A 16,713-nucleotide genomic window follows, 5' to 3' on the forward strand; every position below is an offset into this window, starting at 1 on the left:
AATGATGACGCATATTGAGGACATGGCGACGACCGCGAAAAAGAAGATTCGAGCGCGCCGCTCCGCCCCGGCCCAGAAGGCGTTCGTCTATCGGGGGATCAAGATTCCCCCAGCCAATCTCCGCCGCTCGCCACTTGCGCAAGCCATCCTCGACGATTTGCGAAAAGTGTCGGAGCAGTCGCGTGGCGAACCCGCCCAGGCGTAGCCTGCCCGCGTCCAAGTCGGTCTTTATCAATTGTCCGTTCGATGAAGAGTTCAGGCCCATCCTGCGCGCGATGGTCTTCGCCATCATCGCTGCCGGCTACCATCCGCGCACCGCGCTGGACGCGACAGACGGCGCTGAAATCCGGGTCGGTAAGATCGCCACGCTGATCGGCGAGTGCGACTGGGGCATCCACGACCTGTCACGGGTCGAAGTCGATGACGGCGGCGTGCCGAGATTCAATATGCCCATGGAACTCGGGATTCATCTCGGGGCCCGGCTGCTGGGCGAAAGGCGCCACCGGCGCAAGCGGGCTCTGATCCTCGATGCGGAGCGCCATCGCTACGACCGGGCGCTCTCCGATATCAGCGGCCAAGACATCGAGTCTCATGGCAATGATCCGGACGGTGCGATCCGCTGTGTTCGAAACTGGCTGTCCGAACATCGGCCGCGAACCGCTGAGCCGCTACCGGGCGCCGTTGCGCTGCAGGCCGACTTTCGCCAGTTTCAGGCCGAGGTCGGGCCACTGATCGCTCAGCGTCGCCTCGATCCCGACGATCTGACCCACAGCGATTATCTGTTTCTTGTGCGAGGGTGGCTTCAGGTCAGGGCTGCGCAATCGTGAAAGAGCCAGTTGGTCGGCCATTGAAGCCACCGGCAAAGATATTGCTGGAATATTGCTTCTGGCGACGGTGCGGCACTCGCTGACAACACCACGCGGCAAGCCCTGCCGGCTTGATCGAGATATTAGATGAAGGTATCTAAAACCCGATGCCCGCGACGCACCCGCTTGCCAGCTTCGACTTCTACTTCGGGCTTGGCAGCCGCTATTCCTATCTCGCGGTCACCCAGCTCAAAATGCTCTCCGCGGCTGACGTCGCTTTGAACTGGTGTCCGATCTACAGCCCCGATCTTATTCGACGCGTCGGCCCCGATCCGTTCGCCCCGACGGCGCAACGGGGCCAGTATTCCTGGGCTTACCGAGCCGAGGACGCCGCACGTTGGGCTCGACACTACGGCGTGCCTTACCGCGACCCCGGGGAGGCGAAGGTCGACTGGCGCCAGATCGCCATGTGGGCGGTGGCGGCGAAACTTCTGGGCCGCGCACCTGAGTTTTCATCATGGGCGTTGGAGCGCACGTTCGTCTTTGGGGAACCGCCTGGGACAGTCGAGGACCTTTCACGGGGCGCTCTCGTCGCCGGTCTTGAGCCGTCATCAATTCTGGCGATGATCTCGTCAGGCGAGATCGACGCGTACCACGAGTCGTTGATCGAACAGGCTCACGGCCAAGGCGCATTCGGCGTTCCTACCCTCGTCGCTGAGGATGGGACGCTATTTTGGGGTCAAGATCGGCTGCCGCTGATATACGATTTTCTCAAAGCTCGCCGGGACGACGGCGCCAAGCCGTAACGCTGGATCTGACCTGGGCCTGTCGCTGCGACCGAAGTGACGGTCAGGTTTTCCGCCGGGTCGCCAGGGACAATCGCGCCCTCCCCGGCTACAGATTGTCTACAAAGGGGGGCGACTATGGTCATCATCATGGTTCACTGGCTGATCAAGAAGGGCTTCAGCCATGAGGAAAAGTTCAAGGAAATTTGGAAGCAGATGACGATCGAGCCCAATACCGGGCTTTATCGGGAAATGCTGACCACAGTGGCGCTCGACAGCGACCCCAAGTTCAATACGTTCAGCCTGACCGACCAAGCCTACACGACCTACATCAACATCGGGGTCTGGAAGGATCTCGACAGCTTCGATGCGGCGGTCGGCAAGTATATCATGGCGCCGGAGAAGCGAGCCCCGATCGCCAGACCTGATACCGAGATGAACGCTGTCTACTTGCAGGACTTCGAGTTCAAGCTGCGCGAGCGCGTGATCCTCACGAAGGTGCTCGACAGGAAGGGCGCCCTTGAGTTTCCGGAACCTGATCTCTCGTAGAGACGCCGGTTTCGCCCCGCGCGGACGCAGCGAAGGAACAAAATTCAGCGCCGCCCGCACATCGGGCCGCTCATGTTGGCCTAGTAGAAGTGTCACCACGCGGCCAGGAGCCGTGATCAAAGGAGGATGACATGACCACTACCGACCTGAATGCCACCAGCGACCGCCTGCTTACCGAAGTGGAGCGTCAGCAGAAGTACCTCGACCGCCTGCCGGAAAACTACGCCTTCCCGCTCTTCAACGCGGCGCAGGCGCTCGAATCCCAGCGCCGCAGCGGCTATCGCAACACTGCCGCCGCAGCCCGCGAGATCGTCGACAACGCGATGGAAGCCGGAGCGACACGCATTGATGTGTGCTTCGAGCGGCCGAAGCAGCTCAAGGCCTATCAGCGCGCGGATTCCGTCAGCGCGATCGCGTTCATCGACAACGGGTCGGGCATGATCCCAAAAATGGCGCAGTACGCGCTGTCCTGGGGCGCCGGCACGCATTTCGACGAACCCGATTTCATCGGGAAGTTCGGCTTCGGCCTGCCCAACGCCTCCATCAACCAGACGCGTCTCGTCGAAGTTTACACCAAGGTCGCGGGCGCGCCGGTGGTTACGAAGGCGTGGCTGGACGCCCGTGATGTCAAGGATCACGGGCTGCAGGAGATCCCTACGCCGGTCGAGGCCCAACTGCCGGAATTCGTCCAGACCTACCTCGACAAGAAGGGGCTCTCCTTCGAGCACGGCACTGTCGTCGTCTGGGTGGAGCCTGATCGAATCTCCTATCGGACGCCCGCGCTGATGCGGGAGCACCTGGTCGACGACTTCGGCGTCACCTACCGCTACCTGCTCGACAAGGCCGAACTCTACGTCGAAGGCTCGAAGATCGAGCCGGTCGATCCGCTCTTCCTGACCAAGGGCGCCCGTTACTATCTCGACGAAGCCAAGGGCGGCGCCAAGATGCAGCGCGACTGGAATATTCCCGTCAAGTACGCGCGAAACGAGGAGGGCGTTCTGGCCCTGACGAAGGTCGAGGACATCGCCGAACTCGACCCTGAGGATCCCAATCTCGAAGCCGCTGGCGCGATCTACATCCGCGTCAGCCGGTTCCCGTACGGTTTCGCCGAGTTCACCAAGGGCAAGGCCGAGACCGACAGCCACCGTCGCTTCGAAATCCGCAAGACTCGCCGCGGCATGTCGTTCGTACGGGCCGGGCGCGAAATCGAAACGGTCGACGTGTTCCCCAAATCGATCCGGGATCAGGCCAAGGGGCTCGGCGACTGGCCGTTGCTGCAGTCCTATGCTTATCACTGGGGCGTCGAAGTCCGCTTCGATCCGACGCTGGATGAAATCTTCGGCATCACCAACGACAAGCAGACGGTGCGCCCGATCGAGGACCTTTGGCGGTTGCTCACGCTCGAGGGTGTCGACAAGCAACTCGGCCAGGAACAGACCTACCAGCGCAACATGCGCAGCGAGGAGCGGCGCAAGAAGAATGCCGCTGAGGCCGCCAAGAGCGCGGAACCGACGGTTGCTGAAACGGCCGCCGCCAAGGCGGACTCGATGACCGGTCAGAAGCCCCGCGTGACGGATCGCGCCAAGGGCAAGGTACGCGATGAGCTGGAACAGCAGGCTAAGGATCAGGCCAAGGTCAACAAGACCTCGATCGACAGCGCTCGCAAGGCGCTGGAGGACCAGGCCAAGCAGCGTCCGTACGTCATCGACTTCTACGACGAGCCCAAAGGGCCGTTCTACAAGCCCGAATGGCAGACCGGCGGCCAGGTGGCTGTTCTGATCAACCGCGAGCACGCCTTCTTCCAGGCGCTGTATGGCCCCCTGCTGAAGTTCGCCCAAGGAAACCAGGCCAAGCAGGCCCTCGACGTCCTTCTGATCACGCTGGCCCGCGCCGAACTGGTGATCGAAGATGAGACCTGCGCGGCCTGGTATGAAACCCAGCGGGAGCAGGCCTGGAGCCCCTTCCTCGCCAACGCCTACAAGATGATGCAGCAGGCGACCGCGCCGGTGGACGAAGAAACCGCCGAGGGGGATGACGAAGACGACAACCAGGCTGACGAGGGCGCGGAACAAGCCGCCGCCTAAGTTGTCCGGGGGCGGGGACCTGGCCAACGTCCTCGCCCTCTAGCCTGCGGCGTGCGGGCGCGCTATCGTGGCCATAGTAAGCGTACAGCTCGAGACCAGTGTAGGTGCGGCCAAGAGCCGTCATGTCCCCGGACGCTGCAACGGCCTTCAAGCTGATTTTGAAGGCTACAGCAGCGAAAGGAGGACTCCGTGAGCAACGGTGTCTCAACTGTTACGCTGGATCACTTGATCCAGGCCGCCCTGACGGGCCAACCGTACAATCAGCAGCGGCTCGGCGCCGAAGCCGAGCGTTACTCCCTCCGGTTGTCGCGGGCCAAGGCGCCCGACCTCCCCGACGATCTGCACGACGAAGTGTGCCTGCAGGCCTTCGTCGAGTTGCTGAAACTCGGCGCCGGCGCGCTGACTAAGCACAGTGGAAGGATTTTGTTTCGCCGAGCCGTGCTCGCCGCGATCCGCTCGGTCCGCGCAAGTTACGCGCCGCCCGGCGAGCGCACCCGCACGCCTAGACGGGAGAACGTCGCCACGACGTCGCGGGCCGCGAAGCTTCCTGCGCCCCCCAAGGTCGCCGCCGAGCATATCGGACACATTGCCAGCCCGCAGGAAATCGAGAGCAACAGCTTCACTGAAGGCGACTTCGCTTTCATCGATTTCGATCGGTTCCGTGATCTCCGGCAAGAGGCGGAGTTGCAGCGTGTTGAGGATCGCATCGAAGCGGACGCCGTTCTCAAACGCGCCGCTCCAGAAGTCGCCCGTGGTCTTCGCCTCGTTCACCTCAGCGACGAGACGATCGAAGAGGCAGCCGTAAAAGTGGGGCTCAGTCGTTTCGTTCTCAAGCGGCGAATGGACGCTTTCTGCTCGGATTTGCAGGCGGCCGCTTGACCAATGTCCGAGCTGAGCCAGTCGGCGCGGGAACCGGACTTTGGTCCGGTTCTAGACGCGCAACGTGCATACGCCGCCGAACGCGCTAAGCGTTCTCGCTTCGGCCTCATGGTGCCCGAGGCCTTCGTGCGCGGTATCAGGGATATCGGCTACCGGAGCAACGGCGACGCCATCGCCGAACTGATCGACAACGCGCTGCAAGCTTATGCCGACCGTGTCGACGTCCTGTTCGGTTACGAAGGCACGACATCGAGCAAGAAACCGATGCAGTTGGCAGTCGTCGACAACGGGCACGGCATGGAAGCGGACATGATCCGTATGGCGGTGATGTGGGGCGGCACACACCGCGAAAATGATCGTCGGGGGCTTGGCCGCTACGGTTACGGCCTTCCTTGCTCGTCAGTCAGCCTTGGTCGGCGGTTTACGGTGATCTCCCGAATCTCTGACGGCGCCTTCCGCAGCGTTACGCTCGACCTCGATGCAATCACAGCCGGCGAATACACCGATGCGTCCGGCGACATCGTGGTGCCCGAGCCCACGTCCGGGGAACTCCCGGGATTCGTCCGCCAGCACATCGAGGAGGCCTATCCCCACGGATTTCGATCAGGGACCATCATTCTGATCGAGAAATTGGACAGGCTTGAATGGGCGACCACGCAGGGCCTCCGCGACAACCTTTGCCGCCAGTTTGGGGTTACTTATCACAAGCTTCGAGGCGAGGCCGCGCTGTTCGTGGATGGTGTCTATGTCGAGCCGATAGATCCGCTTTTCCTGACCCCAGGATTTCACCTGCATGACATCGACGACGACCGGTCACAGCCGTTCGACCCCGTTCGCATTGAAATCCGTGACCCGGAGGCTGGTGCCTATCTTGGGGCAGTAACGCTGCGCTACGCTTGGCTCCCGCCCAGTTTTGGCTCGATCGACAAGGGCCGAGACGCGGTCGGCCTCAACGCCAATGGCCGGTTCTCGATCTTGAAGGACTTCCATGGGCTGATCTTCAGCCGAAATGGACGGCTAATCGACGTCCAGACCCGCACTCCGTGGACGAGCTTCATCAACAACGACCGCTACATCAAGGTTGAGGTGGAGTTCTCGGCTACCCTGGACGAAGCCTTCGGCGTCACCACCTCGAAGCAGCAAGTCACCGTGTCTCCATTTATCTGGGATCGCCTGCGCGAGGCGGGCCTTCCAAAGGCGATCGAGCAACTGCGCAACAAAGTGAAAGAGGCCAAAGCCGAACGCCGGTTGGAAGCGCTAACGCCGACCGCCGGCGAACAGCGCCTCTCCGAGAAGGCCATGAGCATCGCTGGCGCGATAGGGTTGGCCGGGGGCGGCCAAAGGCAATGGGATTTCGGGTTACGGGTGTCGCCCTACAGCCTGAAATTCGAGCACTCGGCGGGCCGACCGTTCTTCCGAGTTGATCGCGAGGATGGCGCTCGGACCTTACACATGAATACCGCGCATCGCTTCTACGAGGAAATCTACGACGGCCCCGTCTCCACGCCGGAACTTCGGTCGGCTTTGGAGGTGCTGCTTTTCTCGCTTGGTGACGTCATGCTTGAGAGTCCAGATGCCGACCGCCCGCGGGCATCCGCTCAGGTGGACTCCTGGTCGCGGCGTCTCGACGCCGCACTTGCGATGCTCGCGGAGCACCTCAGCGTCGGTGACGGGGTCGACGTCGGAGCCGCGGCTTGGTCGGACGAACCCAACTAGCCGAGGGCGTCCCCTTTGGCTAAGATAGGGTGGGCCGCTTCGTGCGGCCCTTTCGATTCTGGAGCGCGGGTGTCCACTGACGAGAAGCTTTTTGGTCCAGGCCGTTTGCGAGCGTTTTCACCCTTCCTAGCGCCGGGTGAGCGCAAACAGCTTCACGACCTTCTCAACCCTGGGACGGCGCTTTCCACGAGCTTCGCCGACGAGTTGCGCACTTTGGCGCGGCGCTTCATAGACGACGGCGACAGCATCAAACTCCGCGCGGTCTGCCTCCTGGTCGCTGATCTTTGCGAGCAAGGCTGGGAAGTTGCCGTCGATGCCGACCGGATCACCTTCCAGCCGCCTGGGATTACCCGCACTGGCGAACAATCCGTCAATGATATCAAGGCTCGCGTCCGCGCGGCACTGCAAAGTGCGCGGCTGCGCCAACTCCAGGAACCCTCCGTTCGTCAGTTCTTTGTCCGGGTTGAACGACGTTCGCTTCGTTCGGGTAAGCGCGCCTCGGTCATTGACCTCGTAGATGACGGAGCCTCGCTTGCAAAAGCGCTGAAAGCCATTGAAGGCCTCTCAGACGCAGAGCGGGAAGTTGCTCTCAAGGGGATCATTGATCCCGTGGTTGAGGTGGCCGAAGCCGGGGCGAAGTGCCCTGACACCGGCCTGCCGCTGATCGATATCTGGCGGTATTTCAGGCATACCTGGGCGCACGAATACCGGTCGATCCCCGGCCGGCAGATGATGGTATTGATCCGGAACGCTGCCCGGCCACTTCGCCCCGTCATCGGGATCGCCATGCTGGCCAGTCCCGTCATGCGACTGGCTGCCCGCGACCGCTGGATCGGCTGGCTAAGGGATGCGGCCCAGGAGCGCATCAGTACCGCGACGTGGGATCCCGCGGACTTCGGCGCGTCTCTTATGCGCCGTATCGACGCATCGATCGCGGCGGTGCGCTGGGATGATCTCGCGAGCCCCGCCGAGATCGCCGACCCTGGTGAAACGGTGGCGCTGCGGCTCGAGCAGAAGGCTGCAGGGGCGGCGTTCGCCCGCGAGCAGCAACTCCGCGATTACTACGAAACTCACCGTGAATCGGACGGCCACATGCGCCCTCACCGAGGCGAGTTGAAGAGCGCGCAGCCAGACTCTGACTGGCGTGCTGCTTCAGAGGATTTGCTGTTCGTGCGCAAACGCGCCGAGAGCTTGGCGCAGTTGTTGTTCGCTAAAGGCATGTTGCGCGGCGCCGGTCTCGCCGACGAGCCAGCTGCCGGCCTCGAAAGGCTCTTTACGACCCGAAGCGGCCAGCGGGCCCTCGACATAGCCTTGGCGGAGTTTCGGAAGGCCGGGCTCTCTAGTGAAGTCGCCGACGTCAGTATTTGCGGTGCGGTTCATCCGTACAATGAACTGCTGGGTGGGAAGCTCGTCGCGCTTTTGCTCACCTCCAACGAGGTGAGAAACGCCTACGCAAAGCGCTATAGCGGGCAAACGAGCGTTATCGCGTCGCAGATGGCAGGGCGAGCGATCTCGAAACCGGCCGATTTGAAGATCCTCACAACTACTAGCCTCTACGGGGTAGGGTCGAGCCAGTACAACCGGCTTGTCCTTCGCGCCGAAGATCATCCCGGCCTCCAGACTGATATTAAATGGGGAGCAATCGGCAAAAGCCTGACGGGAGGGTTCGGCACGCTGCACCTCGGCGGCGAGACGGCTCAAGCATTGCGCAGCATGGCGATGTCTCGCCACGATGCGCGAAGGGTGAACAACCGCTTCGGCGAAGGAACGAGTCCGCGATTGAGGCAAATCCGCGAAGGCCTTGATGCCCTAGGACTGAAAAGCGACGCCATCCTTCATCACGCCACACCACGGATATTCTACGGCTGCGAGCTTACCCCGGGTTCACGATCGACATTGCTCGACCTGAACGCGGGATCTGGAACCTATGCGTCGTGCAGCGATATCGGCGCAGCATGGCGTCGGCGATGGGTCATGAACCGTGTGCGTCGCGAAGAAACGTTGGAGGCGCTCGGTCGCCTCGGCCCTACTAGCGTAAGAGCGAGCTTGCACGCCGATGCGGACGGCCAATTTCTTCTCCCGATCGATCCTGTTTGAAAGAATCCCGAGGGCAGAGAGATAGTATCGCGAGCATCCAAAATGAGGGGAAAGCCTTCCCCTGATGGCCAGCCCAAGTCTGGCCATACCCCTTCTGCGGGGGAACCCCCAGGCTGTGCAAAAACTCTATGGCCGTGCCGGCTGCATGGGACATCCTGCCCCAAAGCCGACTCTCGGAATTACTGTTCGGGGTGGGTAGCCGACGTTACGTCATCTTGCCAATTGCAGGCTAACGCCCACTGCGCTCCCGCCTAACGTGGTCCAGCAGCCTTGCGATCCCCTCCGTAGCGAGCCGCGCACCATCTTCATTCGCGACCTCTGACGCGTACTTTGCCGCCAGCCGGGACGCCTCTCCGTCCTTCAGCAGACTAGCTATTGCGTGCGTGGCAGTGTCAGGGGTGAACCGCATGTGATCCAACCGCCGAGCTATGCCGAGGCGCTTCAAGCGTTCGGCATTATCGGCCTGGTCGCCAAGCATCGGACAGATCAGCTGCGGCTTACCTGCTCGCATCACCTGGGCCACTGTGCCGATGCCGCCGTGATGGACGATCGCTGCCGCGCGCGGAAAAACCATTGAGTGCGGTGCATAGCCAGCGATCGCGACATCATCGCTGCCGAGGTGAGCATGGGTGGAGACGGCATCTGAACCGACGAGTAGGACTGCTCGCATACCGAGGGTACGAGCCGCCGTTGCCGCGGATTCGTAAAAGCTGCCGGCGGCATGCACTCCGAAACTGCCGAGGCTGAACACCAGCGGGGGTGCTCCCTCGTCGAGGAACTGCGCGAGATTCGACGGCAGGCCGCCAGCGCCACCGCTTTCGCTGTCGTAGAAGGTGAATCCCACGATCGCACTGTTTGGTGGCGCGTCTGGTGGAAGCGGGCCCAGCAGGGGTGAATAGGCGGCGGCGATCCAGTCTGCCCGAAGGGGACCGTCTAAGACCTCGTCTCCTGAGGGCGTAGGCACACCGGCGCGACGCCGTAGCTCGAGGATCGCCTTAGTCTGCCGGCGGGACTGTGCTCGGCCCAGATCAAGGACGAATTTGGCGGCCCGTGCGCCAAAGGTGCGACGGAAAGCCGGGAACCAGGGCAGCTCCATAAGGTGCGGCGGCTGCTCCGAAGAGAAAAATGCGATAGGCGAAAGCAACAGGCTGACGACCGGCAATCGCCGTTTCTCAGCGGCCACGCGAGCGACGATTGAGAAGCTGGACGCCACGACCAGGTCGGCGTCTCGCATTGCGTCTAAGAGGTCAGCGTAGCTGCGCTCGGCATAGGGCGTCACCGAATTCTTTATGAGAAAAGTGGTGCTCGAACGCATGACATGGCGGGTGACATCCCCTTCCGTCAGCCCAGTGTCCGCCAGGAGTTCTTCCGGCGACGGCGTGACGGCATGGAACGAGAGCCCCTCCGCCTCGACTTTCGCCCGATATCCGCTGCTCGCCGCGATGAGAGGCTCGAAACCATGTGCCTTCAGCTGCTGCGCAAGCGCGATGAAGGGATGCAGATCTCCCAAAGATCCGACGCTGGTCAGGACGATCTTTGCAGGCATCTCACATCCGCCGACATCTGACGGAGGTTTTCTGCACCGAATGGCTCCGCCAGGAAAGTGCTCGCCAACTGGTTCACACGGTCGCGATCTTGACCTTCCAAGCGCCAGCAGTGCGCCAGCAGTGCGGGACCGACGAACGTCGCCTATGAGTCGAAACCGGTCTTAAGGTCCCTGCCCAGGACCGGACGTCGCCGAACCGGTCGGCCAATGTCGGCTTTCTGGACGCTAGCTAATGTCGCTTCGCGACCCATGTCGGACATTGGCGGCGTCCGCTTGTGGGTGAGGAGTACCTAGTCGGCGACTACGACAGTTGGGTGCAGATCAAGGACGTGAAGACCCGCCTTCCTGACCAGACCAGCAGAGAGGGGATTTCCGCTCCCGCGTCGGAGCCTTCAATAGCGGTGCGCGCGAGGGATACTTGGCTGGCCCAGAACGCGCAACGAACAGCCTGGCGAGATTGGGAACCTTAATCTGGCTCTTCGGAGCGCTCGTCCGCTCCTATAATGAAACTGCTTTGCGCTAGCGGTAGGAGCTGGTCGCACCCTAATCGGATTGCCCGCCCCATGACCGCAGTAAGCCGCCGCGATCTAACAGACATTCACCGAGGCGACTGGGTGGATCGCCGCTTACCGCAAGCAATGCGGCCCTATGCCCGTCTCGCACGGCTAGACAGGCCAGTCGGTATCTGGCTGACGCTTTTCCCTTGTTGGGCGGCTCTTTTCCAGGCAGCGCATGGCCTCCCCGGAATCCGCGATTTTCTGGTATTCACTCTCGGCGCATTTCTAATGCGAAGTGCCGGCTCGACCATCAATGACATTGCCGACCGCAACTTCGACGGGCATGTCGAGCGAACGCGATTACGTCCTCTCGCAAATGGCGAGATCGGCATTCCCAGCGCGGTTCTCTTCATGGTCGTACAGCTTGCGCTCGCCGCCTCGCTCCTTGTCGTTCTGAGCCCCGATACCCGCCTGCTCGCGTTATGCGTCGTCCCGCTCGTGTTCATCTATCCCTTCTGCAAGCGATTCACCTATTGGCCACAGGCGGTCTTGGGGGCTGCCTTCAACTGGGGAATGCTCATGGCGTGGTCGCAGGTTGCCGGACATGTTCCGGTGGGCGCTGTGCTGATGTGGGCCGGGGCCGTCGCGTGGCAGATCGGGTATGATACGGCCTACGCCTATGTCGATGCGCGCGACGACAAGCGCCTTGGTCTCAAATCGACGGCAATCCTGTTCGGCTCACGCGGCAAAGTCTGCATCGCTCTGTTCTACGGTCTTACGCTGGCCGCGTGGTCACTTGGTGGCTGGATGCTAGGAATGTCGGAACTCTACGCCATCGGTATGATGGTGATTGCGGTTCATCTCGCGTGGCAAGCTTGGCGTTTCGACCTCGACCGTCCCGAGATCAGCTATCGTCTGTTTCTGGCGAACATCCTGACCGGGGCGCTTCTGGCTGTCGCCGCTTTCGTCGGAACTTTTTGAAGGACCCGTAACGTCCGGTTGGTCAAAGCGCTTGCCGCCCTACCCTGACACTCGTCAGCCTCGACCCTTATGGGTGCCATAGCTCTGCGTATCGAGCTCGACCATCTTCACCCAGGTTTTGAGCAACCGAGCATATTGCCGCGTTCCGATATGTGAACCGGCATGGCTGCGGCTGGGGAATAGCCAGTCATTCGATAGCTTACTCCTCTCCGTCAGCCAGACTCGTAGGGCGTCACGCGTCGCTTCAGTGAGCTCGAATGGCACGGGGCGGCCAGTCTTTTGCTGGATGATCGTCGCCCTAGAATGGATGACGTCACCGCTCGCAACGTCACTCACCCGCAGTCGCACGAGATCGCAGCCGCGGAGTTCTGCATCAAGGGCGCAGTTGAACATGGCCAGGTCACGTGCGCGGCCGAGCTGCTTGAGTTGCTGGCGGATCGCCCAAATGTGCTTCGGCTTGAGTGGGGACTTCGCCCCTACGATGCGGCCGGCGTTCCAAGGCTTTCTCGGCAGACGGAATAGATCAGATTGAGTCATGGGATCTCCTCGAAGAAGTCTCCCCCAGCCCTGGCTCTGAACGAGCGAGCCAGTGAAAATCACAAGCCCAAAATGGCCGTCCCGATGTCGATCTGGCGCTTCAAAGTGCAGGCGAAACACTGCAGAATCAGATGGTTCGGTTCTCTTGGACGGAGGCGCCAATGAGCTTCATCGAAGGCCCAAGCCGAGCCGAAGTCAGCCTGCTCCCGCCTTGCATCGACGACTACGTGCCGGCCAATGCGCTGGTGCGGGTCGTAGACGCGTTTGTCGACAGCTTGGATCTCAGTGAGTTGGGTTTCGACCGCACTGTCGCAGCGGCCACGGGCCGTCCAGGCTTTCGGCCTGGTGACCTGCTGCGGCTCTACATCTGGGGCTACCTCAACCAAGTGCGTTCATCGCGCATGCTGGAGCGCGCCTGTGTCCGAGACCTTGAGGCCCTGTGGCTGATGAGGCGGTTGGCGCCGGACTATCGGACGATCGCTGCCTTCCGGCACGACAATCCCGAAGCGATCGTCCGCACCAGCGCCGCCTTTATTCAGTTCTGTCGCGAGCAAGGCCTGCTCGGTGGGCGGATGGTTGCGTTGGACGGCACCAAGATCCGTGCTGTCGCCAGCCCGAAGAACATCGCGGGCGCTGACCGCCTGGCAAGAGACATAGCGCATACCGAAGGTGAGATCGCCTATTACCTCGACCGTCTCGACGTGATGGATGAGCAGGTGGCGAAAGGCTTTGACGACCAGCCCGCTCATCGCGAGGCCTTCAGTCAGGCAGTCGCAGCGCTGAAGCGCCGCAAGGGGCGGCTCACCAAACGCCAGACTGAACTCGCGGAGCGAGACGAAAAGGTCCTGGTCTTTGGCGAGCCTGAGGCAAAACCGATGGGTTACGCGCACGCGCCGAAGCTTCCGGCCTATAACCTTCAGAGCGTTGTCGATGTGGAGAGCGGACTGATCGTTCATCACGACGTCTGCAACGACGCCAATGACAGCCACCTCCTGCATCCGATGGCCGTCGGGGCGAAGGAGGTTCTGGAGACCGACGAGCTGCACGTCCTGACTGACGGCGGCTACTCCAACGCGCTCGAGGTCGCCCGTTGCGAGGCCGACGCGATAATCGTGTCAGCGCCCATCAAACGGGGCGCGATGAACACCGAGCATTTTCGGCCGACCCAGTTCGTCTACGACGAGGAGAGCGACACCATCAGGTGTCCCGCTGGCGAGATCCTCCGGCCATCAGGCAAGCATACCCGCAACCGGGCGATCAGATATCGCACCTCCGCCTGTAAAGACTGTCAGCTGAAGAGCCGATGTACGCCGGGCGCCCAGCGGACGATCCACCGACTTGTTGATCAGAGCGCACTGGATCGCATGGAGAGGCGCGCCTATGCGGACCCAAGCCTCATGCGGATCAGGCGATGTACGGTCGAACATCCCTTCGGCACCATCAAACGAATGTCCGGCGGCGGTAGATTCCTTACTCGAGGCCTACGGAAGGTGAAGGCGGAAGCGGCACTATCGGTCCTGGCGTTCAATATCATCCACGCCGTGAACGCCTTCGGGTCTGAAACGATGATCGCTAAGGGCTGAGGGCCCTCTGCAGCTTTTGCGAAGTTCGCGCGGACCAAGCCGTTCGCAAGTTTCTGCACAGCCTGCCCCGCAACGCCCCGAGAGAAGAGTGAGGCCCGAATGCCCGTGACGGGATGAGGAGTGGCGAGAGAGGCTCGCCGCGACCCGTCGCGGAGACTTCCTATGCGGCGCAACATCACCCGGCCCGATAGCGACCGTGCCGACCTTTACCAGGACATCACCGACAAGATTATCGCCGAGCTGGAGGCGGGCCGTGTGCCCTGGGTTCAGCCCTGGTCCGCCGCCCGCGCGCCGCTCGATATGCCGCACAACGCGTCGACCCGCTCGCGCTATTCGGGCATCAACATCGTTATTCTCTGGGACGCCGTCGTGTCGTACGGCTTTTCGACCAACGCCTTCCTAACCTTCCGTCAAGCGCTGGCGGCAGGCGGCAATGTCCGCAAGGGCGAGCGCGGCACGACTGTGGTCTACGCCAAGCCCTTCACCCCGGCCGAGGAGAAGCGGCGCGCCGCAGCCGAATGCCGCGAGGCCGGGCGCGTGCCCATGCTGAAGCGGTTCACCGTGTTTAACACCGATCAGTGTGAAGGGCTTCCGTCGGCGATCTGCACACCGGCCCCGCCAGTTACCGAAGGTCTGATCCTTCCGGCGGCCGAGGCGCTCATCAGGGCCACGCGGGCTGATTTCCGTATAGGCGGGGATCAGGCTTTCTATGCACCAGGTTTCGACTACATCCAGGTGCCGCGGCCCGACGCCTATTTCGAGCCGGTGAACTGGCATCGCACCGCCTTTCATGAGCTGGGCCATTGGACGGGTCATCCGTTGCGTCTCGGCCGAGATCAGAAAGGCCGGTTTGGGTCGACAGAATATGGACGCGAAGAACTGGTCGCGGAGATGGCCGGAGCCTTCGTCTGCGCCTCGCTTGGCATCGCGCCGACCGTCCGCCACGCAGACTACCTGGGATCATGGCTCGCCATCATCCGCGAAGACAAGCGCGCCATCGTGCGCGCCGCCAGCGCTGCCTCAAAGGCGGCGGATTTCATCCTGGGCTATCGCGAGCGCGCGGAGACTGAGGCCGTCGAGGCGAACACGGCGACAATAGAATCGGCTCTGAGACGGAGGGCGGCATGAACCTGTTGACCCCGAGCTGGAGGCCCGGCTTCGCCGATGGACAGGTCGTTTTAGATAGCACTGTCTAAATCGCTAGACGTCTGCCGGTGATCGCGACAAAACGATTGCACAGTAGGACGCGAAGAGGAGACCGGAGTGATTGATCTTGAAACGCTGCCCCCCGCGATCGCGCTCTGGAAGCGGATCGCCACCAACCGGGAACTACACCTGATCGATAGCCTGATCGCGGACGACGTGGTTTTCGAGTCGCCAGTACTTCATACGCCGCAGGTGGGCCGCGAGCTGACGAGAAGGTACCTCGCCGCGGCGGTCACCGTGCTGAGCGGGCCCGAGGCGCGTTACGTCAACTGCTGGCTGGCCGATCACTCTGCGGCGCTGGAGCTGACGACCACGGTGGAGGGTCTGTCGCTCAACGTGATCGATGTCATCAGCTGGAATGACGACGACCTCGTGACGCATTTCAAGGTTTTCGCGCGACCCGCGAAAGCGCTTCAGGCGCTCGGAGCACTTATGATCAGCCAGCTGCCATTGGAACCCGACGCCGGCCGTGCCCTGTAGCCAGACTGTTTTCCCGAGGACGGCTGATGGATGTCCAAACTGCCCGGCGGCTTGCCGAGTCGGAGCTTGCCAAGATCGCCACGCCCTCTGTGCCGCTTCAGCTTGTCGATGCTGACCATGTCGTCGATGTCGGCTGGGCGTTCGTGTTCGCATGGAACAGTCAACGCTGGTTCGAAACCCGCGATCGGAACGACGCGGTTGGGCCGTCTGCCGGTCCGATCGTGGTGGTGAAGACGCCCCCGCTCGCTTTTACGCTCGCCTCCGCGCCGTCCGTTGATGAGCAGCTTGCCAGATATGCCGTAGCCAACAGCTTGCCCTCGCCCCCGCCGCTTTTTTGGTGAAGCCCCGTCGATGACGACAGGATCTCACGAGTTTAAGCTCGCCATGGATGATCTCCGGGCTGTCACACGCTTCTCTGTCTGGTGCGCGACGCCGATGTTGCACTGGTTTGAAGACCAGCTACCTCACGACATTCGTCCAAGGCTTGCTTTAGGTGAAGCTCAATCCTTCGCAGACGGCGCAAGGCGTTCCAAGGCGTTGCGAACGGCCGCGTGGGGGGCGGAACATGCCGCGAAAGCAGCCGAGGCGAATTCATTAAGAGTTGCAGCTGCGAGCGCGAGAGCTGCCCGCGCCGCCGCTGCGTCGGCATTTCTCCATCCATTGCCCCATGCTGATCAGGTCAAGCACATTGTCGGCGCCGCCGCTCATGCGGCGCATGCCATAGAACTTGCGACTGATCATTCAGAAGGGTCGGCGGATCGTTACATCACCTACTGTGCTTCGAAGGCGCCTTCGACAGTCGTCAGGGTCCTGCGGCGCTACCCGCCGATCGTGGCCGGTCGCGGGCGCATTGCGACCCTGAGCCGTCAGCTCGATGAAGAGATCCGTTCGGAGCGGTGAGGAACAAGCGTCGGCGCTGAGTAACATCTGACCGGCAATTAGAGGAAGAGCGTGGCCTGCGGCCCTG

16 protein-coding genes are annotated in these 16,713 nt (G+C 62.0%); 14 read left to right on the forward strand and 2 right to left on the reverse strand.

The window, feature by feature from the left end; all coding sequences use genetic code 11:
• Nucleotide 1 precedes the first annotated feature (1 nt).
• The 8 genes from GGQ61_RS06265 (at nucleotide 2) to GGQ61_RS06300 (ending at nucleotide 8,916) form a co-directional block, all read left to right on the forward strand.
• The gene (locus GGQ61_RS06265) at nucleotides 2-205 is read left to right on the forward strand and encodes a hypothetical protein (RefSeq protein ID WP_183770785.1); all 204 of its coding nucleotides are present in this window, start codon (nucleotides 2-4) and stop codon (nucleotides 203-205) included.
• Nucleotides 183-827: a hypothetical protein gene (locus GGQ61_RS06270; protein WP_183770788.1), complete on the forward strand. Its 645-nt coding sequence runs from the start codon at nucleotides 183-185 to the stop codon at nucleotides 825-827. Before GGQ61_RS06265 ends, GGQ61_RS06270 begins: the two co-directional genes overlap by 23 nt.
• Nucleotides 828-973: 146 nt before the next feature.
• Nucleotides 974-1,612, forward strand: coding sequence for a DsbA family protein (locus tag GGQ61_RS06275; RefSeq protein WP_183770790.1), 639 nt, complete (start codon nucleotides 974-976; stop codon nucleotides 1,610-1,612).
• 117 nt (nucleotides 1,613-1,729) lie between these two features.
• Complete coding sequence (locus GGQ61_RS06280) at nucleotides 1,730-2,140, forward strand: hypothetical protein (RefSeq protein ID WP_183770792.1); 411 nt, start codon at nucleotides 1,730-1,732, stop codon at nucleotides 2,138-2,140.
• Between the two features lie 131 nt (nucleotides 2,141-2,271).
• Nucleotides 2,272-4,224, forward strand: a complete 1,953-nt coding sequence (locus tag GGQ61_RS06285) for an ATP-binding protein (RefSeq protein WP_183770794.1) — start codon at nucleotides 2,272-2,274, stop codon at nucleotides 4,222-4,224.
• A gap of 189 nt (nucleotides 4,225-4,413) precedes the next feature.
• Complete coding sequence (locus tag GGQ61_RS06290; protein WP_183770795.1) at nucleotides 4,414-5,103, forward strand: hypothetical protein; 690 nt, start codon at nucleotides 4,414-4,416, stop codon at nucleotides 5,101-5,103.
• A gap of 3 nt (nucleotides 5,104-5,106) precedes the next feature.
• Nucleotides 5,107-6,819: an ATP-binding protein gene (locus tag GGQ61_RS06295; RefSeq protein WP_183770796.1), complete on the forward strand. Its 1,713-nt coding sequence runs from the start codon at nucleotides 5,107-5,109 to the stop codon at nucleotides 6,817-6,819.
• Nucleotides 6,820-6,888: 69 nt separating this feature from the next.
• Nucleotides 6,889-8,916 carry a Druantia anti-phage system protein DruA gene (locus GGQ61_RS06300; RefSeq protein ID WP_221220907.1) on the forward strand — a complete coding sequence of 676 codons (2,028 nt, stop codon included), beginning with the start codon at nucleotides 6,889-6,891 and terminating at the stop codon, nucleotides 8,914-8,916.
• A 229-nt stretch (nucleotides 8,917-9,145) separates the two neighbouring features.
• Here the strand turns inward: GGQ61_RS06300 and GGQ61_RS06305 are convergent, their stop codons facing one another.
• Complete coding sequence (locus GGQ61_RS06305) at nucleotides 9,146-10,462, reverse strand: glycosyltransferase (protein ID WP_183770797.1); 1,317 nt, start codon at nucleotides 10,460-10,462, stop codon at nucleotides 9,146-9,148.
• Nucleotides 10,463-11,025: 563 nt separating this feature from the next.
• Here GGQ61_RS06305 and ubiA point away from each other — a divergent pair.
• On the forward strand, nucleotides 11,026-11,940 hold the full coding sequence (gene ubiA / locus GGQ61_RS06310) for a 4-hydroxybenzoate octaprenyltransferase (RefSeq protein ID WP_183770798.1): 915 nt from the start codon (nucleotides 11,026-11,028) through the stop codon (nucleotides 11,938-11,940).
• A gap of 54 nt (nucleotides 11,941-11,994) precedes the next feature.
• Here the strand turns inward: ubiA and GGQ61_RS06315 are convergent, their stop codons facing one another.
• Nucleotides 11,995-12,477 carry a tyrosine-type recombinase/integrase gene (locus tag GGQ61_RS06315; protein WP_183770799.1) on the reverse strand — a complete coding sequence of 161 codons (483 nt, stop codon included), beginning with the start codon at nucleotides 12,475-12,477 and terminating at the stop codon, nucleotides 11,995-11,997.
• A 161-nt stretch (nucleotides 12,478-12,638) separates the two neighbouring features.
• On the opposite strand from GGQ61_RS06315, the gene GGQ61_RS06320 reads away from it, so the two are divergent.
• The 5 genes from GGQ61_RS06320 to GGQ61_RS06340 all read left to right on the forward strand — a co-directional run bounded on the left by GGQ61_RS06320 (nucleotide 12,639) and on the right by GGQ61_RS06340 (nucleotide 16,646).
• Complete coding sequence (locus tag GGQ61_RS06320; RefSeq protein WP_183770800.1) at nucleotides 12,639-14,060, forward strand: IS1182 family transposase; 1,422 nt, start codon at nucleotides 12,639-12,641, stop codon at nucleotides 14,058-14,060.
• 162 nt (nucleotides 14,061-14,222) lie between these two features.
• Nucleotides 14,223-15,188, forward strand: coding sequence for an ArdC family protein (locus GGQ61_RS06325; RefSeq protein ID WP_183770801.1), 966 nt, complete (start codon nucleotides 14,223-14,225; stop codon nucleotides 15,186-15,188).
• Nucleotides 15,189-15,323: 135 nt separating this feature from the next.
• Nucleotides 15,324-15,746 carry a nuclear transport factor 2 family protein gene (locus tag GGQ61_RS06330; protein WP_183770802.1) on the forward strand — a complete coding sequence of 141 codons (423 nt, stop codon included), beginning with the start codon at nucleotides 15,324-15,326 and terminating at the stop codon, nucleotides 15,744-15,746.
• Nucleotides 15,747-15,772: 26 nt separating this feature from the next.
• Nucleotides 15,773-16,087: a YrhB domain-containing protein gene (locus GGQ61_RS06335; protein ID WP_183770803.1), complete on the forward strand. Its 315-nt coding sequence runs from the start codon at nucleotides 15,773-15,775 to the stop codon at nucleotides 16,085-16,087.
• Between the two features lie 43 nt (nucleotides 16,088-16,130).
• Nucleotides 16,131-16,646 carry a putative immunity protein gene (locus GGQ61_RS06340; RefSeq protein ID WP_221220908.1) on the forward strand — a complete coding sequence of 172 codons (516 nt, stop codon included), beginning with the start codon at nucleotides 16,131-16,133 and terminating at the stop codon, nucleotides 16,644-16,646.
• Nucleotides 16,647-16,713 lie beyond the last annotated feature (67 nt).

Origin of the sequence: Phenylobacterium haematophilum, assembly GCF_014196295.1 — a bacterium.
Lineage (GTDB): Bacteria > Pseudomonadota > Alphaproteobacteria > Caulobacterales > Caulobacteraceae > Phenylobacterium > Phenylobacterium haematophilum.